24 protein-coding genes are annotated in these 19719 nt (G+C 44.7%); 23 read left to right on the forward strand and 1 reads right to left on the reverse strand.

What is annotated here, in order from left to right:
* Positions 1–49 precede the first annotated feature (49 nt).
* From KXD37_RS08040 to KXD37_RS08115, 16 genes are all read left to right on the forward strand, one after another.
* Positions 50–1090: an L-threonylcarbamoyladenylate synthase gene (locus KXD37_RS08040; protein ID WP_255002108.1), complete on the forward strand. Its 1041-nt coding sequence runs from the start codon at positions 50–52 to the stop codon at positions 1088–1090.
* 77 nt (positions 1091–1167) lie between these two features.
* Entirely contained in the window at positions 1168–1725 is a 558-nt protein-coding gene (locus tag KXD37_RS08045) for a manganese efflux pump MntP family protein (protein ID WP_101864878.1), read from the forward strand.
* 74 nt (positions 1726–1799) lie between these two features.
* Positions 1800–2252 (forward strand): low molecular weight protein arginine phosphatase, encoded by a 453-nt coding sequence (locus tag KXD37_RS08050; RefSeq protein ID WP_024123170.1) that lies wholly within the window; start codon positions 1800–1802, stop codon positions 2250–2252.
* Positions 2253–2409: 157 nt separating this feature from the next.
* Positions 2410–2859 (forward strand): ribose 5-phosphate isomerase B, encoded by a 450-nt coding sequence (rpiB, locus tag KXD37_RS08055; RefSeq protein WP_024123169.1) that lies wholly within the window; start codon positions 2410–2412, stop codon positions 2857–2859.
* 12 nt (positions 2860–2871) lie between these two features.
* Entirely contained in the window at positions 2872–3414 is a 543-nt protein-coding gene (locus KXD37_RS08060; RefSeq protein WP_024123168.1) for a TIGR01440 family protein, read from the forward strand.
* A gap of 208 nt (positions 3415–3622) precedes the next feature.
* Positions 3623–4870, forward strand: coding sequence for a serine hydroxymethyltransferase (gene glyA / locus KXD37_RS08065; RefSeq protein ID WP_044159736.1), 1248 nt, complete (start codon positions 3623–3625; stop codon positions 4868–4870).
* Positions 4871–5004: 134 nt separating this feature from the next.
* The gene (upp, locus tag KXD37_RS08070) at positions 5005–5634 is read left to right on the forward strand and encodes a uracil phosphoribosyltransferase (protein WP_003235778.1); all 630 of its coding nucleotides are present in this window, start codon (positions 5005–5007) and stop codon (positions 5632–5634) included.
* A 419-nt stretch (positions 5635–6053) separates the two neighbouring features.
* Positions 6054–6437 carry an ATP synthase subunit I gene (gene atpI / locus KXD37_RS08075; RefSeq protein WP_010332235.1) on the forward strand — a complete coding sequence of 128 codons (384 nt, stop codon included), beginning with the start codon at positions 6054–6056 and terminating at the stop codon, positions 6435–6437.
* A gap of 7 nt (positions 6438–6444) precedes the next feature.
* Complete coding sequence (gene atpB, locus KXD37_RS08080; RefSeq protein WP_024123167.1) at positions 6445–7179, forward strand: F0F1 ATP synthase subunit A; 735 nt, start codon at positions 6445–6447, stop codon at positions 7177–7179.
* Between the two features lie 45 nt (positions 7180–7224).
* The gene (atpE, locus tag KXD37_RS08085) at positions 7225–7437 is read left to right on the forward strand and encodes a F0F1 ATP synthase subunit C (RefSeq protein ID WP_044159733.1); all 213 of its coding nucleotides are present in this window, start codon (positions 7225–7227) and stop codon (positions 7435–7437) included.
* 162 nt (positions 7438–7599) lie between these two features.
* Complete coding sequence (gene atpF, locus KXD37_RS08090; protein ID WP_024123166.1) at positions 7600–8112, forward strand: F0F1 ATP synthase subunit B; 513 nt, start codon at positions 7600–7602, stop codon at positions 8110–8112.
* Positions 8109–8654, forward strand: a complete 546-nt coding sequence (locus KXD37_RS08095; RefSeq protein WP_188323344.1) for a F0F1 ATP synthase subunit delta — start codon at positions 8109–8111, stop codon at positions 8652–8654. Before atpF ends, KXD37_RS08095 begins: the two co-directional genes overlap by 4 nt.
* Before the next feature lie 16 nt (positions 8655–8670).
* Positions 8671–10179 (forward strand): F0F1 ATP synthase subunit alpha, encoded by a 1509-nt coding sequence (gene atpA, locus KXD37_RS08100; RefSeq protein ID WP_263463468.1) that lies wholly within the window; start codon positions 8671–8673, stop codon positions 10177–10179.
* Between the two features lie 76 nt (positions 10180–10255).
* Complete coding sequence (atpG, locus tag KXD37_RS08105) at positions 10256–11116, forward strand: ATP synthase F1 subunit gamma (protein ID WP_010332230.1); 861 nt, start codon at positions 10256–10258, stop codon at positions 11114–11116.
* A 25-nt stretch (positions 11117–11141) separates the two neighbouring features.
* On the forward strand, positions 11142–12563 hold the full coding sequence (gene atpD, locus KXD37_RS08110) for a F0F1 ATP synthase subunit beta (protein ID WP_024123162.1): 1422 nt from the start codon (positions 11142–11144) through the stop codon (positions 12561–12563).
* 23 nt (positions 12564–12586) lie between these two features.
* Entirely contained in the window at positions 12587–12985 is a 399-nt protein-coding gene (locus KXD37_RS08115; RefSeq protein WP_010332228.1) for a F0F1 ATP synthase subunit epsilon, read from the forward strand.
* Between the two features lie 33 nt (positions 12986–13018).
* Here KXD37_RS08115 and KXD37_RS08120 read toward each other — a convergent pair whose 3' ends face one another.
* Positions 13019–13492, reverse strand: a complete 474-nt coding sequence (locus tag KXD37_RS08120) for a hypothetical protein (RefSeq protein WP_044159725.1) — start codon at positions 13490–13492, stop codon at positions 13019–13021.
* Positions 13493–13669: 177 nt separating this feature from the next.
* Between KXD37_RS08120 and KXD37_RS08125 the strand changes: the two genes are divergently transcribed.
* The 7 genes from KXD37_RS08125 to KXD37_RS08155 all read left to right on the forward strand — a co-directional run bounded on the left by KXD37_RS08125 (position 13670) and on the right by KXD37_RS08155 (position 19709).
* The gene (locus KXD37_RS08125; RefSeq protein WP_024123158.1) at positions 13670–13900 is read left to right on the forward strand and encodes a DUF1146 family protein; all 231 of its coding nucleotides are present in this window, start codon (positions 13670–13672) and stop codon (positions 13898–13900) included.
* A gap of 142 nt (positions 13901–14042) precedes the next feature.
* Positions 14043–14783 carry a YwmB family TATA-box binding protein gene (locus tag KXD37_RS08130; RefSeq protein ID WP_106019715.1) on the forward strand — a complete coding sequence of 247 codons (741 nt, stop codon included), beginning with the start codon at positions 14043–14045 and terminating at the stop codon, positions 14781–14783.
* A 33-nt stretch (positions 14784–14816) separates the two neighbouring features.
* Positions 14817–16127, forward strand: a complete 1311-nt coding sequence (murA, locus tag KXD37_RS08135; protein ID WP_024123156.1) for a UDP-N-acetylglucosamine 1-carboxyvinyltransferase — start codon at positions 14817–14819, stop codon at positions 16125–16127.
* Positions 16128–16320: 193 nt separating this feature from the next.
* Complete coding sequence (gene spoIID, locus KXD37_RS08140) at positions 16321–17352, forward strand: stage II sporulation protein D (RefSeq protein WP_024123155.1); 1032 nt, start codon at positions 16321–16323, stop codon at positions 17350–17352.
* A 424-nt stretch (positions 17353–17776) separates the two neighbouring features.
* Complete coding sequence (locus KXD37_RS08145; RefSeq protein ID WP_024123154.1) at positions 17777–18460, forward strand: vWA domain-containing protein; 684 nt, start codon at positions 17777–17779, stop codon at positions 18458–18460.
* A 322-nt stretch (positions 18461–18782) separates the two neighbouring features.
* Positions 18783–19457 (forward strand): vWA domain-containing protein, encoded by a 675-nt coding sequence (locus KXD37_RS08150; protein WP_263463469.1) that lies wholly within the window; start codon positions 18783–18785, stop codon positions 19455–19457.
* A 90-nt stretch (positions 19458–19547) separates the two neighbouring features.
* A complete protein-coding gene (locus tag KXD37_RS08155; RefSeq protein ID WP_010332220.1) occupies positions 19548–19709 on the forward strand; it encodes a hypothetical protein in 162 nt (53 codons plus the stop codon).
* Positions 19710–19719 lie beyond the last annotated feature (10 nt).

Here is a 19719-nt window from a genome sequence, read left to right on the forward strand (position 1 = left end):
ACGCGTAAAACGATCGTTTTATTGTTGTGAATAAGGAGTTTGGTCAGAAATGAAAACGAAAAGATGGTTTGTGGATGTAATGGACGAGTTATCCACAAATGATCCACAAATTGCACAAGCAGCCGCTTTGCTCCGGGAAAATGAGGTTGTGGCGTTTCCGACAGAAACGGTATATGGTCTCGGCGCAAATGCGAAAAGCACAGATGCTGTCAAAAAAATATATGAGGCGAAAGGGCGGCCGAGTGATAATCCACTGATTGTCCACATTGCGGATATCAGCCAGCTTGACGGTTTAACAGGCCCGGCGCCAGACAAGGCGAAAATATTAATGAAGCGCTTTTGGCCAGGGGCGCTTACACTGATTTTACCTTGTAAACCTGGTGCGCTGTCACCCCGTGTAACGGCTGGGCTGGATACAGTGGCCGTCAGAATGCCTGATCATCCGCTGGCTCTGGCACTCATCCGTGCCGCGGGTCTCCCGATTGCAGCGCCGAGTGCTAATTTATCGGGCAAACCAAGTCCGACAAAGGCTGAACACGTGGCTCACGACTTGGATGGCCGCATAGCTGGAATGATGGATGGGGGATCTACGGGGATCGGTGTCGAATCAACCGTACTTTCATGTGCAGGAGAAATCCCTGTGCTCCTTCGTCCGGGCGGCATTACAAAAGAACAAATAGAAGCCGAAATCGGCCCGATTCTTGTGGATAAAGGGCTTGCTGATCCAAAAGAGAAGCCGATTTCTCCGGGAATGAAATATACACATTACGCGCCGTCAGCGCCGCTTGTTATTTCTGAAGGAAGCCCTGAGCGCATTCAAACGCTTATTCAAGAATATCAGCAGGGCGGAAAACGGGTCGGCGTCCTGACGACAGAAGAAAATGCGGATTTTTATTCGGCTGACTATGTGAAGAGCTGCGGCAGAAGAGATCAGCTTGAAACAGTAGCGGCAGCCCTTTATGATGCATTGCGCAGTTTTGATGAAGAAAAGGTTGATTTTATTATTGCAGAATCGTTTCCTGACACAGGCGTCGGACTTGCTATTATGAACAGGCTGATGAAAGCAGCCGGAGGAAGAATGATCCGCTGACACAGTCAGAAGTTCTAACCCCTTTTGGACACGCATAGGCTAAAAAAGCGGGCGTGTCCAAGGGGGTTATGCATGTGATGTCGGATATGTTTATAGGCGAACTGATTACCTTAAGCATCATGGCGTTTGCTTTAGGTATGGATGCTTTTTCTGTCGGCCTCGGAATGGGCATGGTCAAACTCAGAAAAAAGCAGATAATCTATATTGGATTCATTATCGGTCTCTTTCACGTCATCATGCCTCTCGGAGGGATGGCGGCGGGAAATATGCTGTCAGGGCTCCTCGGCATGGTAGCCGTATATATCGGGGGTTCGCTGCTGTTTGTTCTCGGTGTTCAAATGGTGATCGCATCTTTTAAACAGTCAGAAGAACGTTTGATGTCACCGGCTGGGCCTGGCTTATTGTTATTTGCAGTCGGCGTCAGCCTCGATAGTTTCTCCGTCGGTCTGAGCCTTGGAATATACGGCTCGCATCCGCTTCTCACCATTACCCTGTTTGGGCTTTTCAGCATGATTTTGACTTGGCTGGGCCTGCTGATCGGAAAGCAAGTGCAGTCCTGGCTCGGCTCATACAGTGAAGCGCTCGGGGGGACCATATTAATCGTATTTGGCCTTAAGCTGCTTTTGCCAATTTAATATACCAAGAAAAGAAACGATGTCGCCGTTTCTTTTTTCTTCATATATAATAGAAAAAATAAGGGGTGACTGACATGAACATCATTTTTGTCTGTACTGGAAATACGTGCCGCAGTCCAATGGCTGAGGCGCTTTTTAAATCAATTGCAGAAGCGGAAGGGCTGGATGTCAGCGTCCGCTCGGCAGGCGTATTTGCCTCACCTAACGGGAAAGCGTCGCCTCACGCGGTTGAAGCGCTTTTTGAAAAGCGCATTGCCCTTAATCATGTTTCTTCGCCATTAACTGAAGCACATATGGAATCGGCAGATTTGGTTCTGGCAATGACCCACCAGCACAAACAGGTTATCGTCAGCCAATTCGAACGTTATCGTGATAAAGTGTTTACGCTAAAAGAATATGTGACAGGCAGCCGGGGCGATATTATAGACCCGTTTGGCGGCTCTATTGAGATCTACAAAAAAACGAGAGATGAGCTTGAAGAGCTTCTTCAGCAGCTGGCAGAACGATTGAAAAATGACGGCAAATAACTTGTCAGAGAATCTGCAGACAGGTCATTTGCAAATCCTGCGTGAAGGAGTAGAATATAGTGAAAAGCACATCGATATGGTGTGAATCAATGAGCGGACAGGCTGCGCGGTCAACAAAGCGGGCGGGCCGCATCACACACGCTGGGAGGATAAGCTGATGAAAGTAGCCATAGCATCGGATCATGGCGGCGTTCACATTCGAAACGAAATCAAAGATCTAATGGACGAATTGCAAATTGAATATGTTGATATGGGCTGTGACTGCGGCAGCGGATCTGTCGATTATCCGGACTATGCTTTTCCGGTGGCCGAGAAAGTAGTAAACGGTGAAGTGGACAGAGGCATTTTAATTTGCGGGACAGGCATTGGCATGAGCATTTCCGCAAATAAAGTCAAAGGCATCCGCTGTGCGCTGGCACATGATACATTTAGTGCAAAGGCGACGAGAGAACATAACGATACTAATATCCTCGCGATGGGCGAGCGGGTGATTGGACCCGGTTTGGCACGTGAAATTGCGAAAATCTGGCTGACCACTGAATTTACTGGCGGAAGACATCAAACCCGCATCGGAAAAATCTCGGACTATGAAGAGAAAAACCTGTAGGGGTGCTGCTCAATGAGTGAAATCACACAAACGTGGAAGACGATGCTGTCAGAGTTTCAGGACAAAGCGGGATTGAAAGAAAATCAGCTCTTTGTCCTTGGTTGCAGCACAAGCGAAGTGGCTGGCAGCCATATCGGCACATCGGGCAGTACAGACATCGCGGAAAGCATCTACAGCGGACTTGCAGAGCTGAAGGAAAAAACGGGAATCCATCTGGCGTTTCAATGCTGCGAGCATCTAAACAGAGCGCTTGTAGTGGAGGAAGAAACGGCCGAGCTGTTCAGGCTTCCGGCCGTTTCCGCTGTACCTGTTCCAAAAGCGGGCGGGGCGATGGCTTCTTATGCGTTTAAGCAAATGAAGTCTCCTGTTCTGGTAGAAACCATTCAGGCAGATGCCGGAATAGATATAGGCGATACGTTTATCGGCATGCACTTAAAGCCGGTTGCTGTTCCTGTACGCATTTCTCAGAACAGTCTCGGTGCTGCCCATGTGACATTGGCGCGCACACGGCCAAAGCTGATCGGCGGAATGCGGGCAGTTTATGAGTGTGAATGAGAAAGGACTGCATGGGCCAGTCTTTTCTTTAATTTTCGCTGCTGAAATAAATTCCGAACTTTAAATTAAATTCAAGTTATAAATATTCGTTTTTGCCAATAAAATTTTCGTTTTTTTGAAAATAATCTTTTACATCGGCCTAAAAAACCATGTACAATAGTGGTGGTAAAAACAAAGAACAGGATACGGATAGGAGAGGATCTCGCTGATGAAACATTTACCTGCGCAAGACGAACAGGTGTTTAACGCCATTAAAAATGAGCGTGAACGCCAACAGACTAAGATCGAATTGATTGCTTCTGAAAACTTTGTAAGTGAAGCGGTTATGGAAGCACAAGGTTCTGTTTTAACAAACAAATACGCTGAAGGATATCCTGGCAAACGCTATTATGGCGGATGTGAGCACGTCGATGTCGTTGAAGATATCGCTCGTGACCGCGCGAAGGAAATCTTTGGAGCGGAGCATGTAAACGTTCAGCCTCATTCAGGCGCACAAGCAAACATGGCTGTCTATTTCACGATTTTGGAACAAGGCGATACTGTACTTGGGATGAACCTCTCCCACGGCGGTCATTTAACACACGGAAGTCCAGTTAACTTCAGCGGTGTTCAATATAACTTTGTTGAGTACGGCGTAGATAAAGAAACTCAACATATTGATTACGATGACGTTCGTGAAAAAGCCCTCGCTCACAAGCCTAAGCTAATCGTGGCAGGAGCAAGTGCGTATCCTCGTACAATCGACTTTAAGAAATTCCGTGAAATTGCTGATGAAGTCGGCGCTTACTTTATGGTGGATATGGCGCATATCGCAGGACTTGTTGCGGCAGGCCTTCATCCAAACCCGGTTCCTTACGCTGATTTCGTTACAACAACGACACATAAAACACTTCGCGGACCTCGCGGCGGTATGATCCTTTGCCGTGAAGAGTTCGGCAAGAAAATTGATAAGTCCATCTTCCCTGGCATTCAAGGCGGACCGCTGATGCACGTAATTGCCGCAAAAGCTGTTTCATTCGGCGAAGTATTGCGCGATGATTTCAAAACATACGCACAAAACGTGATTTCAAACGCGAAGCGTCTTGCAGAATCATTAACAAAAGAGGGCATTCAGCTCGTTTCCGGCGGAACTGACAACCACCTCATCCTGGTTGATCTTCGTTCTCTCGGACTGACAGGTAAGGTTGCAGAGCATGTGCTTGATGAAATCGGGATTACATCAAACAAAAACGCGATTCCATACGATCCTGAAAAACCGTTCGTAACAAGCGGTATCCGTCTCGGAACAGCTGCTGTGACAAGCCGCGGTTTTGACGGAGAGGCATTGGATGAAGTCGGTGCCATCATTGCGCTTGCATTGAAAAATCACGAAGATGAAGGAAAACTTGAAGAAGCAAGACAGCGCGTAGCTGCTCTGACTGGCAAGTTCCCTCTATATAAAGAATTAGATTACTAAGTTTGAAAAACCCGCTCGGGCTTATGCCCGGCGGGTTTTTTGACGATGTCCTTGAAACTCAATGTCTTTTTTTGTAGAATCAATAGAAGTGTGAAATTGTCGATGGGACAATAAAAAAGGAGCTGAAACACAGTATGGGAAAGGTTTATGTATTTGATCATCCTTTAATTCAGCACAAGCTGACATATATTCGGAATGTAGAGACAGGCACGAAGGATTTTAGAGAGCTTGTAGACGAAGTAGCCACGCTTATGGCGTTTGAAATTACCCGTGATCTCCCTCTAGAGGAAGTGGATATCAACACACCGGTTCAGACTGCGAAATCGAAAGTCATCTCAGGGAAAAAACTCGGGGTTGTTCCTATTCTCAGAGCAGGTTTAGGAATGGTTGAAGGCATCTTGAAACTGATCCCTGCGGCAAAAGTGGGACATGTCGGTCTGTACCGTGATCCTGAAACCTTAAAACCCGTGGAATACTATGTGAAGCTTCCTTCTGATGTGGAAGAGCGTGAATTCATCGTGGTTGACCCGATGCTGGCCACAGGCGGTTCCGCGGTTGAAGCGATTAACAGCCTGAAAAAACGCGGTGCGAAAAACATCCGTTTCATGTGTCTCGTAGCTGCGCCTGAAGGTGTGGAAGAATTGCAGAAGCATCATTCTGACGTGGATATTTACATAGCGGCACTTGATGAAAAATTAAATGAAAAAGGTTATATCGTTCCGGGTCTTGGAGACGCAGGAGACCGGATGTTCGGAACAAAATAAAAAAGAAAACCCGCCAACGGGTTTTCTTTTTTATTATCCAGTTATTTGCTATTCGGTGAATCTCTATACAATTATAGGTGAAAATGTGAACATTCTGTGGAGGCTTACAGTATAAAAAGTTTTTTAACTTTAAACAGATTGACACATGTTAGGGGCTATTGTATGCTAAACGAGGGTATTATGAGAAGGTTTTCATAGCTTTCATTATAGTCCTCATCCCCAATGTAAATCCTCCCAGAAAACCCGTTTTATGAGGATTTATTCAAGCGAATGAAACAGCATCCCTGCAAGGCTTGCGGATGAATGATTTTTTCGAACAGGCCCGTTTTGCCGGACAAAAAAGGTCTTCTACTAGGGTTAACCGCTGATTTTGCCGTATCCAAGAAATATATTATTTTTCATCAGGAGACAGATAGTTGATGGACGATCCCAAGCTACAATTTAGCAGACAACGAAAATATCTATTGTTCATTTTGGCAGCGTATGTACTGGGTTATGGTTTAACAGCGTATAAAACCGTTTTTTTAGGCCTTATTCTGGGAACTGTTTTCAGTTTGTTTAATTTTTTACTGCTCGTCAGAAGAATGAATGCTTTTGACAGGGCCGTTGCGAAAGGCAAGTCCATACGATCCCTTGGGAGCGCAGCGCGGTGGTGCAATGCGATTCTTGCTGCGGCTGTCGCCTATAAATATCCCGAGCATTTTCATATGGCAAGTACAGTTATTGGATTAATGACAATTTATCCTGTCATTATGATAGATTCCTTTATCCAGCTTAAACGTTCATCAATGGAAGAGAGGTGAAAACCCTTTGAATCATGAATACAGAACTATTGAATTTCTAGGACTTACTTTTAATCTGACAAACATTCTGATGATTACTGTGGCGAGTGTGATCGTGTTATTGATTGCCATCCTTACCACAAGAACGCTTTCGATCCGTCCCGGAAAAGCCCAGAACTTTATGGAATGGATTGTTGATTTTGTCCGCAATATTATCGGCAGTACAATGGATTTGAAAACAGGGGCTAACTTCTTGGCACTTGGTGTCACATTGCTGATGTACATATTTGTGTCGAATATGCTGGGGCTGCCGTTCTCTGTCACAATCGGACATGAGCTCTGGTGGAAATCTCCGACAGCCGACCCTGCCATTACATTAACGCTTGCCGTAATGGTCGTCGCTTTAACCCATTATTATGGTGTAAAGATGAAAGGGCTCAAGGAATATTCCAAGGAGTATTTAAGACCTGTTCCGTTCATGCTCCCGATGAAAATCATAGAAGAGTTTGCGAATACGCTGACTCTCGGTTTGCGGCTTTACGGTAACATCTTCGCCGGTGAGATTCTTCTCGGCCTGCTTGCGGGATTAGCGACAAGCTTCTATTCGCAAAGCGTGGTTCTCGGACTTGTCGGTACAATCGGTGCCATTCTGCCGATGCTGGCATGGCAGGCATTCAGTTTATTTATAGGTGCCATCCAGGCGTTTATCTTTACGATGCTGACGATGGTGTACATGTCTCATAAAATCAGTAATGATCATTAAAACATTATATCCAAACGGATAACATTTTAAAGGAGGAACTTTTTCATGAATTTAATAGCAGCTGCGATTGCAATTGGTTTAGGCGCACTTGGTGCAGGTATTGGTAACGGTTTGATTGTTTCACGTACGGTAGAGGGGATCGCCCGTCAGCCGGAGGCAGGTAAAGAACTTAGAACGCTTATGTTCATGGGTATCGCATTAGTTGAGGCCCTTCCTATTATCGCTGTCGTTATCGCATTCTTAGCGTTCTTTAGATAAGCATAAAAGCCTTATATGAACTAAAAATGGCGAAGATCATTCCAAGAGAACCTTCGCCATTGCTTTATGTCTGATAAGCATCCCGCCTTGCCGGCTGAAAAGAGACAAGTGCGGCTGCTGGATCAGCAAAGAAAAACCTGCAGAAGGGAGTTGCCGTAGTAGATGTCTCAATTACCACTTGAACTAGGACTGTCGTTTAACGGCGGAGATATCCTGTTCCAACTGTTAGCTATGTTAATTTTATTAGCGCTTCTGAAGAAATACGCTTTAGGGCCGCTATTAAACATAATGAAACAGCGTGAAGATCATATCGCTGGAGAAATTACGTCTGCTGAAGAAAAAAATAAAGAAGCGCAGCAGCTTATTGATGAGCAGCGCGCTATGTTAAAAGAAGCAAGACAGGAATCCCAAACGCTTATCGAAAACGCGAAGAAACTGGGAGAGAACCAAAAAGAAGAGATTATTCAGGCTGCGCGTGCAGAATCTGAACGTCTGAAAGAAGCAGCCAGAACTGAAATCGTGAAGGAAAAAGAACAGGCGGTTTCTGCTCTCCGTGAGCAAGTAGCGTCTCTTTCTGTCATGATTGCGTCGAAAGTGATCGAAAAAGAACTGGATGAACAGGCTCAAGAGAAATTGATCCAGGACTATCTTAAAGAGGTAGGAGAAAGCCGATGAGTGGATCAGCTGTCTCTAAACGATATGCATCAGCTCTTTTCGATATTGCCAATGAGTCCTCTCAGCTCAATCAGGTGGAAGAAGAGCTAAAAGTTGTAAAAGAAGTATTTCAAAATGAAAAAGCGCTAAATGATGTGTTAAACCATCCGAAGGTGCCGGGCGCAAAGAAAAAAGAACTCATCCAAAACGCTTTTGTGTCTTTATCACAGTCCGTGCTCCATACGATTTTTCTTTTGATTGACCGTCATCGGGCATCAATTGTGCCTGATCTCACAGATGAGTTTGTGAAACTCGCAAACGAGGCCCGTCAAACAGAAGACGCGATTGTATATTCAGTTAAACCGCTGACGGATGCGGAAATTTCATCATTATCACAAGTGTTTGCAAAAAAAGCCGGAGTCGCTTCACTGAGAATCAGAAATGAAGTGCAGACGGATTTAATAGGCGGCATTAAAGTCCGCATTGGAAACCGGATTTTTGACGGCAGCGTAAGCGGAAAGCTTCAGCGCATTGAACGTCAACTTGCCGGGGAAAATCGATAGAAGGGGTGAAACCTAAGTGAGCATCAAAGCTGAAGAGATTAGCACGCTGATAAAACAGCAAATACAAAATTATCAATCTGAAATTGAAGTTCATGACGTAGGTACAGTCATCCAAGTCGGTGACGGTATCGCTCGTGTACACGGTCTTGACAACTGTATGGCCGGTGAACTTGTTGAATTTTCAAACGGCGTTTTGGGTATGGCTCAAAACCTTGAAGAATCAAACGTAGGTATCGTTATCTTAGGACCTTACACAGAGATCCGTGAAGGGGACGAAGTAAAAAGAACAGGCCGCATCATGGAGGTTCCTGTCGGTGAAGAATTAATCGGCCGTATTGTGAACCCGTTAGGTCAGCCGGTAGACGGTCTTGGCCCGATCCTCACAAGCAAAACACGTCCGATCGAAAGCCAGGCACCAGGTGTTATGGACCGTAAATCCGTTCATGAACCGCTTCAAACTGGTATAAAAGCAATTGATGCACTGATTCCGATCGGCCGCGGCCAGCGTGAGTTGATCATCGGTGACCGTCAAACAGGTAAAACATCTGTTGCGATCGATTCGATCTTAAACCAAAAAGACCAAGACATGATCTGCGTATATGTAGCGATCGGTCAAAAAGAATCTACAGTCCGCGGCGTAGTAGAAACATTGCGTAAACACGGCGCGCTTGATTATACAATTGTTGTAACGGCGTCTGCGTCACAGCCGGCACCGCTTCTGTACCTTGCTCCGTATGCAGGGGTTACAATGGCAGAAGAATTTATGTACAATGGCAAGCACGTTCTTGTTGTATACGATGATCTTTCTAAACAAGCGGCTGCTTACCGTGAGCTGTCCTTGCTTCTTCGCCGTCCGCCAGGCCGTGAAGCGTTCCCGGGGGATGTATTCTATCTTCACTCCCGTCTGCTTGAGCGTGCAGCAAAGCTTAGCGACGCGAAAGGCGCAGGATCAATTACAGCTCTGCCGTTCGTAGAAACTCAAGCCGGAGATATCTCAGCGTATATCCCGACAAACGTTATTTCCATCACCGACGGACAGATCTTCCTGCAATCTGATTTGTTCTTCTCAGGCGTACGCCCGGCGATCAACGCCGGATTGTCTGTATCACGTGTCGGCGGTTCCGCGCAAATCAAAGCGATGAAAAAAGTATCAGGAACATTGCGTCTTGATCTTGCATCATACCGTGAGCTGGAAGCATTCGCTCAATTCGGATCTGACCTCGACCAAGCGACTCAGGCGAAACTGAACCGCGGTGCGCGCACAGTTGAAGTGCTGAAGCAGGATCTGAACAAGCCGCTTCCGGTTGAAAAACAGGTAGCCATTCTTTATGCGCTGACAAAAGGATATCTTGATGATATTCCTGTAGCGGACATCAGACGTTTTGAAGAAGAGTACTACATGTACCTTGACCAAAACCATAAAGAGCTGCTTGACGGAATTGCGAAAACAGGGAACCTTCCTGCTGATGAAGACTTCGCAACTGCAATCGAAGGCTTCAAACGCACATTTGCACCAAGCAACTAACTCGAATGCTGATGAGAGAAAAAGGTTCTCTTTTTCTCTCTTTTTACGCAAATGAAGAGAAAAGGTGGTGAAATCTTTGGCCTCATTACGCGATATTAAGTCAAGGATCACGTCAACGAAAAAAACGAGCCAGATTACAAAAGCCATGCAGATGGTATCTGCAGCTAAGCTGAATCGTGCTGAAAACAATGCAAAATCATTTGTGCCATATATGGATAAGATCCAAGAGGTTGTATCAAATGTCGGAAAAGTATCCGGCAGCGCGAAACATCCGATGCTTCTCAGCAGAGAAGTGAAAAAGACGGCATACCTCGTCATTACATCTGACCGCGGTCTTGCTGGCGCTTTTAACAGTTCGGTTTTACGAAGTGCTTATCAGGCCATTCAAGAACGTCATCAGTCTAAGGATGAGTATGCAGTGATCGTTATCGGACGAGTGGGCCGTGATTTCTTTAAAAAACGCGACATTCCGATCATTTCTGAGTTAACAGGACTTGGAGACGAAGTGTCGTTTTCAGAAATTAAGGACCTTGCCCGTCAAACGATTCAAATGTTTATAGACGGTGCATTTGATGAATTGCACCTTGTATATAACCATTATGTCAGCGCCATTTCTCAAGAAGTGACGGAGAAAAAACTTCTGCCGCTATCTGATTTGGGCGGCGGCGGAAAAAGAACGGCGTCTTATGAATTTGAACCGTCTGAAGAGGAGGTTCTGGAGGTTTTGCTTCCTCAATACGCAGAAAGCTTAATCTTCGGAGCGCTTCTTGACAGTAAAGCAAGTGAACATGCTGCAAGAATGACGGCGATGAAAAACGCGACAGACAATGCGAAGGATCTTATCGATTCACTTTCGCTTTCTTACAACCGCGCTCGCCAAGCAGCGATCACACAAGAAATTACGGAAATTGTCGGCGGAGCAGCCGCTTTAGAATAGAAAGATTTTGTCAGGAGGGATAGCGATGAAGAAAGGACGCGTTAGCCAGGTATTAGGACCAGTTGTCGACGTACGTTTTGAAGACGGTCACTTACCTGAAATATATAATGCGATTAAAATTTCACAGCCGGCTGGAAGTGAAAACGAAGTAGGTATTGATTTGACGCTTGAGGTCGCTCTTCATTTAGGCGATGACACAGTCCGTACAATCGCAATGGCATCTACGGATGGCGTTCAGCGCGGAATGGAAGCTGTCGATATGGGAGCGCCGATTTCAGTTCCGGTTGGTAATGTGACACTCGGCCGTGTATTTAACGTACTCGGAGAAAATATTGATTTAAATGAGCCGGTTCCTGCGGATGCGAAGAAAGACCCGATTCACAGACAGGCTCCTTCATTTGATCAGCTTTCAACAGAAGTTGAAATCCTTGAAACAGGAATTAAAGTTGTTGACTTGCTTGCTCCATACATCAAGGGCGGTAAGATTGGATTGTTCGGCGGTGCCGGTGTAGGTAAAACCGTATTAATCCAGGAATTGATCAACAACATCGCGCAAGAGCACGGCGGTATCTCTGTATTCGCCGGCGTAGGAGAGCGTACTCGTGAAGGGAACGACCTTTTCTACGAGATGAGCGACTCTGGCGTAATCAACAAAACAGCCATGGTATTCGGACAAATGAACGAGCCGCCGGGCGCACGTATGCGTGTTGCACTGACAGGTCTTACAATGGCTGAGCATTTCCGTGATGAGCAAGGACAGGACGTCCTGTTCTTCATCGATAACATCTTCCGTTTCACACAAGCGGGTTCAGAGGTTTCTGCCCTTCTCGGCCGTATGCCTTCTGCGGTTGGTTATCAGCCGACGCTTGCAACTGAAATGGGTCAGCTTCAAGAGCGTATCACGTCTACAAACGTTGGATCCGTTACATCTATCCAGGCGATCTACGTGCCTGCCGATGACTACACTGACCCGGCGCCGGCAACGACGTTCGCTCACTTGGATGCGACAACAAACCTTGAGCGTAAGTTAACTGAGATGGGTATCTACCCTGCGGTTGATCCGTTGGCTTCTACATCACGCGCCCTTGCTCCAGAAATCGTTGGAGAAGAGCATTATGCGGTAGCCCGTGAAGTTCAATCAACGCTTCAGCGATACAAAGAGCTTCAAGATATCATTGCGATTCTCGGTATGGATGAATTGAGTGACGAAGATAAACTTGTCGTTCAACGCGCACGCCGCATTCAGTTCTTCCTTTCTCAAAACTTCCACGTGGCTGAACAGTTCACTGGACAAAAAGGTTCTTACGTGCCTGTAAAAGAAACGGTTCAAGGTTTCAAAGAAATCTTAGCCGGCAAATACGACCATCTTCCTGAAGATGCGTTCCGTCTTGTAGGCCGTATCGAAGAAGTTATTGAGAAAGCAAAAGAAATGGGTGTAGAAGTTTAAACTGGTCCTAGGAGGGTAAAAGCATGAAGACCGTTCAAGTCAATATCGTTACTCCCGACGGCCCAGTATACGATGCGAATATCGAAATGGTGAGTGTGAGAGCCGAAAGCGGCGATCTCGGTATTTTGCCAGGTCATATTCCAACCGTGGCTCCTCTTAAAATCGGCGCTGTTCGTCTGAAAAAAGACGGACAGACTGAATTGGTTGCCGTCAGCGGCGGATTTATAGAAGTTCGTCCTGATCAGGTGACCATCCTTGCCCAAACTGCTGAGACAGCGGAAGGCATCGATAAAGAGCGCGCAGAAGCTGCACGTCAGCGGGCGCAGGAGCGTTTGAATTCTCAATCAGATGATACTGACATTCGTCGGGCTGAGCTTGCATTACAGCGGGCTTTGAACAGATTGGATGTAGCAGGGAAATAATAAAAAATCCTTCTCTTCATGAGAAGGATTTTTTTATGACTGCACAAGAGAATCAAACAGTGACAGCAGCGGCTGACTCTCTTTTTGACGCAAGTATAAACGATCACAGCAATTCACGGTATGCCATGATTTACGGTGTCTTCTAAAGCCCATTGTATAAGCCCCGTCTGTATACGGATAAGGCTTTACGATCCATTCGGCATCTTCGTGATGGGCAATCACACAATCTATAAGATAAACACTGATCATCTTCTCAAATTCTTCAATAGGAAGATTCCAATCAGCAAGCAAAAGCTCTTGTATGCTTTGAAAATAAAGATGTTCAAGCTCTTCGAGGCTTTCTCTCGTTTGGGTGAGAGAAATGTTATAAAACTGACACAATTCATTCAGTTCTTCAATCTGTGACTGTCTATAATCATAATAGAATGCAATTGCTTCCCATTCCTGCTCAAATACAGGCAAGTCCTCACCATATTGCTTTTCAGGCTGAAAAAATGAATGATTCATAATTGCCAGCTCCTTTCCAAAAAAGTATACCATGCAAAAGAGCCGCTGTTTAAGCGGGGATTAGCCCTAGTTTTGGATGAATATTCCGTTCTGTATAAAATGTATCATCTTTATCTCTTCTTCTTATATAATAAGAAAGGGTATAAAGCGGAGAATGGATGAAAGGAGTGCGTATAGATGAGCGTATTGGGACAGCAGGCTGCAATTGGCATTATCGTTCACTTGATTTTTATCGCGGTCACTTGGTGGGCGCTTCAAGCCGTCAATATTGATCCGTTAATCAGAAAAGGCAAAGTCCTGCAGGCAAGACTTCTAATGATTTTGCTGACCATTGCAATCGGAACGACTGTCGGAAACTTCTTTTTGGATTACCTTAATTATTCACAGCAGCTTCCCTATTTATTTTGATAGGTTTTGATTGCCGAAAACATGGGAATGGCTGGGGAAGCGGGTTAAATCGCTTCCTGAAATCACGCGAGTTTTGACGAAGAATTCCACGTATGGCACCCCTTGCCTCCGGTAAAACTGGAGATTAGGGGGAGAGATCATAATGAAGAAAAAACAAGTAAGCTATGCTATTATTGTATCTGTTGTATTAAGTTTCGTCATTGCTGTTTTCCATACGATTCATGCGAGTGAGTTAACGCCATTAGCACAAATTGCAGAGGGAATGGAACGCCAGAATGTGTCAATTGATAAGTGGACTTTGCATGCAAAACAAAATATGTCTCTGACCGAAAAAGAATTTTATCAAAAAGTGCAACGTTTAAAATCAGAGTATCGTCAATATAATTGGGCACTTGCACAGGAAGACCAAATAGTAAAGGCCATTGGCACGTATACTGACAAAAAAAATCATACTTCTTTTAAACTGCAGCTTGTCACAACCCTCAAAAAACACAACCCAACTTCGTATTTATTATATGAGCAAATGAGTCTTGAGACACCGATTAGCTGGAATGATACATATGAACAGTTTGAACGGCAGGCACTCGGGATATTCCAAGAAAAAGTAGTTATTTTTACTTGTCTAAATGGTCATTTAGATGATAATATGAATATTGTTTTGCAAAAAAAAGCAAATCAGTTATTAAATGAATTTCAAGCAAGATCTGTTGAACATGTAGTTGAGCCAAGTTTCGTTTCTATTTCTGCGTATACAGATGAGTGGAAAGAGTCTATCATGACCTCAGAACATAAAATGAATTTGCAAATTGCACTTAGAAGTGCAGGAATGGGCGGAAAACATATCGTTACGGTTGGCACACCAATCGTTACGACTGAATATTAATATAGAGAATTTAGGGACGCGGAGGGGAATACCTTGGAAAAAATCATCGTCCGCGGCGGTCAAAAGTTAAACGGCACAGTCAAAGTTGAAGGCGCTAAAAATGCCGTTTTACCAGTTATCGCTGCATCTTTATTAGCAAGTGAAGAAAAAAGCGTAATTTGTGATGTACCTACGCTCTCCGATGTATATACAATTAATGAAGTGTTGCGTCATTTAGGAGCAGATGTGCATTTTGAGAATAATGAAGTCACTGTAAATGCTTCATACGCTTTGCAAACTGAAGCACCTTTTGAATATGTGCGTAAAATGCGTGCGTCTGTGCTTGTCATGGGACCGCTTCTTGCGCGTACAGGTCATGCAAGAGTAGCGCTTCCGGGCGGATGCGCAATTGGATCTAGACCAATAGACCAGCATTTAAAAGGTTTTGAAGCAATGGGCGCAGAAATTAAAGTCGGTAATGGCTTCATTGAAGCTGAAGTAAAAGGCCGTCTGCAAGGCGCAAAAATCTATCTGGATTTCCCAAGTGTGGGAGCAACAGAAAACCTGATTATGGCAGCTGCTTTAGCTGAAGGGACAACAACGCTTGAGAACGTGGCGAAAGAGCCTGAAATCGTTGATTTAGCAAACTATATCAACGGCATGGGCGGAAAAATCCGCGGAGCGGGCACCGGCACCATTAAAATTGAAGGAGTCGACAAGCTTCACGGCGTAAGACACCATATTATACCTGACCGTATTGAAGCGGGCACATTCATGGTTGCCGCTGCAATCACTGAAGGAAATGTTTTAGTTAAAGGAGCGGTTCCTGAACACCTCACTTCTTTAATCGCAAAAATGGAAGAGATGGGTGTTACGATTAAGGATGAAGGAGAAGGCCTTCGTGTGATCGGTCCGAAAGAACTGAAACCGATCGACATTAAAACAATGCCTCACCCTGGATTCCCGACTGATATGCAGTCACAAATGATGGCGCTTCTGCTTCGTGCAAGCGGCACAAGCATGATTACGGAAACTGTTTTTGAAAACCGTTTTATGCATGCGGAAGAATTCCGCCGTATGAATGGTGATATCAAGATTGAAGGTCGTTCTGTGATTATTAACGGCCCTGTACAGCTTCAAGGAGCTGAAGTTGCAGCTACTGACTTGCGTGCAGGCGCAGCGTTGATTCTTGCGGGGTTAGTGGCTGAAGGTCATACACGTGTTACTGAACTGAAACACTTAGACCGCGGTTATGTTGATTTCCATCAGAAGCTTGCCGGTCTTGGCGCAGACATCGAACGTGTAAACGATGAGTCTGCTTCTGAGCAAGAAAGCAAAGAAGTTGTCTCAGACTTAAACGCATAAAGGATTGAAAATCAGTATGTCATTCTGGCATACTGGTTTTTTATTTTTAGTGTATTATCATCATTATGCGCAAAATAGTAAAAAAGAATACGTAAATGACAAATAAAGTTTCTGTCCAAAAGGAGAGTCATATTAGCTTGTCCCTGCCCATAGACTAGACTAGAGTCGAATCCCGAGCAGGAGGCAGCTGAATATGAAACAATTCGCAATCACACTATCCGTACTATGTGCATTGATTCTCTTGGTCCCCACACTCTTAGTGATCCCGTTTCAGCATAATAAAGAAGCCGGGGCCAGAGGAGAATCAGGAAAGACAGCAGTCAACACGATACAAGAATCAAAAGGAGCGGAAACATTGAAAGCATCGCCTGTTTCTATTCCAGTCTATCGAACCGCCAATCAATCCGTAGAAGATATTCCGCTTGAAGAGTATGTCATCGGAGTCGTCGCCTCCGAAATGCCGGCTACCTTTGAACCTGAAGCGCTGAAGGCTCAGGCTCTCGCCGCAAGAACGTTTATTGTCAGACTGATGGTTTCAAATTCTGCAGTAGAGGCCCCTAAAGGCTCGCTGGTGGATGATACTCAGATGTTCCAGGTGTACAAAAGCAAAGCGGAGCTGAAGAATCAGTGGGGCGCAGATTATGAAGCAAAGCTGAAAAAAATCACAGATGCGGTTGCCAGTACGCAAGGCAAAATCTTAACGTACAACAACCAGCCGATTGAAGCCTCCTTTTTCTCCACAAGCAACGGTTATACAGAAAATGCGGAAGCATATTGGACAAGTGCCATTCCTTATTTAAAAAGCGTCAAAAGCTCTTGGGATAAAAAGTCTCCGAAGTATAAGGCCACCAAAACCTTTACAGTGGCGCAATTTGAACAAAAGCTTGGCGTCCAGCTGAATGGGTCAAATACAGTCGGAAAAATTACCGGAGAGACACCGGGCCATCAGGTGGCAACAGCCGTCATTAACGGCAAGACGCTGAAAGGAAGGGACATACGCGAAAAGCTAGGCCTCAATTCAGCTGATTTTGAATGGAAACGAAACGGAGACACCATTACCATTACCACAAAAGGCTTTGGACACGGTGTGGGAATGAGCCAGTATGGAGCCAATTTTATGGCGAAAGAGGGCAAAACAGTTGATGAGATTGTGAAGTACTATTATCAAGGAACACAGGTTTCAACCGCCGATTCGTTTTTAAATAAATATATGGCGAAGAAATAAAAAGACGCTTCATAAAGCGTCTTTTTTGCCGTTTTTAAGCGTATATTCTGTTCCTTAGTCTATTTTTATGTAAGAGCGGTTAAAGACCTTCTAAAGGCCTCCTGCGTATTTTATAGCCTATATGATGATGAGGGAATCAGTTCCTTTTTCATATTTGCTGACACTGAGATTGTGGTAAAGTAATCCACATTGATCGACAGACTTCGACAGACTCATATAACGAAAGGCGAAAGGCTGACAATCATGATTTTTCATTTTGCTGTTAGGCGGAAATCACTAATAAAAACAAAGGTTTCTATGCAAAAGTAAACAGCGGCAATGGGGAAGCCCGCCCTATTTATTTCTCTGTTTTTGTCGATTACGATTAGTTATGTTCAGCGTTGAACATCTGCACGCAGAAACAAACTTGAAAAGGGGCACGAACATGAAGAAAAGATTTTCACTGATCATGATGACAGGATTGCTATTTGGACTGACGTCACCTGCTTTTGCTGCTGAAAAAACAGAACCGAAGGCTGAAGCTCCGGCAAACGTGGCGGTTTTGCTTGATGCCAGCGGAAGCATGGCGAAAAGAATAGACGGTGTATCTAAATTTAATTCAGCCAAAAAAGAAATTTCAAAGTTTGCAAGCTCACTGCCTGCGGACACTCAAGTGAAAATGAGTGTGTTTGGTTCAGAAGGAAACAATAAGAATTCCGGAAAAGTTCAATCATGCGAAGCCATTCGCAACGTATACGGCTTCCAAAGCTTTAACGAACAGAGCTTCCTCAATTCTCTTAACACAATCGGGCCGACTGGCTGGACACCGATCGCAAAAGCGCTGAACGAGGCAAAATCTTCTTTCGATCAGCTTGATGCAAAAGGAGAAAAAGTCGTTTACCTGCTAACAGACGGTGAGGAAACATGCGGCGGCAATCCGATCAAAACAGCAAAAGAACTTCATAAAGACAACATCACAGTAAATGTCATTGGATTTGACTATAAAGAAGGGTATAAAGGCCAGCTGAACGCAATTGCTAAAGTCGGCGGCGGAGAATATTTCCCTGCTTATACGCAAAAAGATGTTGAGAAAATTTTCACTCAGCAATCACTGATGTTATCTAAATAAGAAAAAAAGAGGCTGAAAGGTCAGCCTCTTTTTTGTTTTTAACAAAACGTTCAAAAGTAAGCAGCTGACCGCCTGTAGCATAGTAGCAGATTTCAGCTTTTCTCTCCTGATCACGGAGAAGAAAGAATGAATGGTGTCACATTCTTTCTATATTTTTTGGGTGAAAATGGCTAAAAAATATTGAGGTTTCCGGTGATTTTGAATAGAAAGTGAAAGGGAGATAAAAGGCAGCTTGCCCTATATCATTTTGTGGTTTCATATTCTAGCATAAAGAAGAATCCAACAAATGGTTGGAAAATATGAGAAAGAAAGGAAGTTGAACATGAAAAAATTACTGACTGCCGGTATTATTGGACTGTTGACTGTCTCCATTGCGTCACCGTCTTTTGCCGCTGAGAAAAAAGCCGACACGAATGTAGCTGTCCTGTTTGATGGAAGCGGAAGTATGGTTCAAAAAACAGGAGGAGAACGAAAGATAGACATTGCCACAAAATCTGTAAAGTCTTTTGCCGAGCTGCTTCCTGAGGATACAAATCTGATGCTTCGCGTCTTTGGACATGCGGGAAACAATAAACTTTCCGGAAAGGCTCTTTCATGCAGCACAACAGAAACGATTTACGGCCTTCATCCATATGAAGGAACGCTCTTTGACCATTCATTAAGCGGCATCAAACCGACCGGCTGGACACCAATTGCCAAAGCGCTTTCTGATACAAGAAAAGAATTTGAAGCGTTTGATGCAGACGGGAAAAACGTGGTGTATTTAATCACTGACGGTGAAGAAACATGCGGCGGAAATCCTGCTGATGAAATTGAAAAGCTTCGTGAAGCGAATGTAGATACGATTGTAAATATTATCGGCTTCAACTTTGATGTGAAAGGAAACGCGGAAATGAAACAGGCGGCTGTTGCTGGCGGCGGAGAATATATTTCAGCTGACAGCGCGGAAGAATTCGAGCAGGCCTGGGAAAAAGAAGCACAAAAATTTACTGAGTAACCGAATGAAAAGGCGCTCCCCCAGGCGCCTTTTTCTATTGGTTTAAAAACAGGGCCGGCGGGAATGATACCCGTAAAAGGGGTGGAAAACATGAGATTGTTAGGACTGATATTTCTTATAGCCGCCGTGGTTTTCATATTGCTCGGTGTTTTTCTGAAACTGGCAGCTTTCTTTTTTGTCAGCATGCTCACTTTGATCGCAGCTCTTGTGCTGTTTATGATCCTGAAAAAGAATCAGCATAACCAAACGTAGAGTCCTTTAG

It is taken from the genome of Bacillus sp. XT-2, from assembly GCF_025696525.1.
Lineage (GTDB): Bacteria > Bacillota > Bacilli > Bacillales > Bacillaceae > Bacillus > Bacillus halotolerans.

Bases quoted from the DNA above. Each gene is read 5' to 3' on its own strand.
- KXD37_RS08040 (WP_255002108.1), top strand. From the start codon at position 50: ATGAAAACGAAAAGATGGTTTGTGGATGTAATGGACGAGTTATCCACA.
- KXD37_RS08045 (WP_101864878.1), top strand. From the start codon at position 1,168: ATGTCGGATATGTTTATAGGCGAACTGATTACCTTAAGCATCATGGCG.
- KXD37_RS08050 (WP_024123170.1), top strand. From the start codon at position 1,800: ATGAACATCATTTTTGTCTGTACTGGAAATACGTGCCGCAGTCCAATG.
- rpiB (WP_024123169.1), top strand. From the start codon at position 2,410: ATGAAAGTAGCCATAGCATCGGATCATGGCGGCGTTCACATTCGAAAC.
- KXD37_RS08060 (WP_024123168.1), top strand. From the start codon at position 2,872: ATGAGTGAAATCACACAAACGTGGAAGACGATGCTGTCAGAGTTTCAG.
- glyA (WP_044159736.1), top strand. From the start codon at position 3,623: ATGAAACATTTACCTGCGCAAGACGAACAGGTGTTTAACGCCATTAAA.
- upp (WP_003235778.1), top strand. From the start codon at position 5,005: ATGGGAAAGGTTTATGTATTTGATCATCCTTTAATTCAGCACAAGCTG.
- atpI (WP_010332235.1), top strand. From the start codon at position 6,054: ATGGACGATCCCAAGCTACAATTTAGCAGACAACGAAAATATCTATTG.
- atpE (WP_044159733.1), top strand. From the start codon at position 7,225: ATGAATTTAATAGCAGCTGCGATTGCAATTGGTTTAGGCGCACTTGGT.
- atpF (WP_024123166.1), top strand. From the start codon at position 7,600: ATGTCTCAATTACCACTTGAACTAGGACTGTCGTTTAACGGCGGAGAT.
- KXD37_RS08095 (WP_188323344.1), top strand. From the start codon at position 8,109: ATGAGTGGATCAGCTGTCTCTAAACGATATGCATCAGCTCTTTTCGAT.
- atpD (WP_024123162.1), top strand. From the start codon at position 11,142: ATGAAGAAAGGACGCGTTAGCCAGGTATTAGGACCAGTTGTCGACGTA.
- KXD37_RS08115 (WP_010332228.1), top strand. From the start codon at position 12,587: ATGAAGACCGTTCAAGTCAATATCGTTACTCCCGACGGCCCAGTATAC.
- KXD37_RS08120 (WP_044159725.1), bottom strand. From the start codon at position 13,492: ATGAATCATTCATTTTTTCAGCCTGAAAAGCAATATGGTGAGGACTTG.
- KXD37_RS08125 (WP_024123158.1), top strand. From the start codon at position 13,670: ATGAGCGTATTGGGACAGCAGGCTGCAATTGGCATTATCGTTCACTTG.
- KXD37_RS08130 (WP_106019715.1), top strand. From the start codon at position 14,043: ATGAAGAAAAAACAAGTAAGCTATGCTATTATTGTATCTGTTGTATTA.
- spoIID (WP_024123155.1), top strand. From the start codon at position 16,321: ATGAAACAATTCGCAATCACACTATCCGTACTATGTGCATTGATTCTC.
- KXD37_RS08145 (WP_024123154.1), top strand. From the start codon at position 17,777: ATGAAGAAAAGATTTTCACTGATCATGATGACAGGATTGCTATTTGGA.
- KXD37_RS08150 (WP_263463469.1), top strand. From the start codon at position 18,783: ATGAAAAAATTACTGACTGCCGGTATTATTGGACTGTTGACTGTCTCC.
- KXD37_RS08155 (WP_010332220.1), top strand. From the start codon at position 19,548: ATGAGATTGTTAGGACTGATATTTCTTATAGCCGCCGTGGTTTTCATA.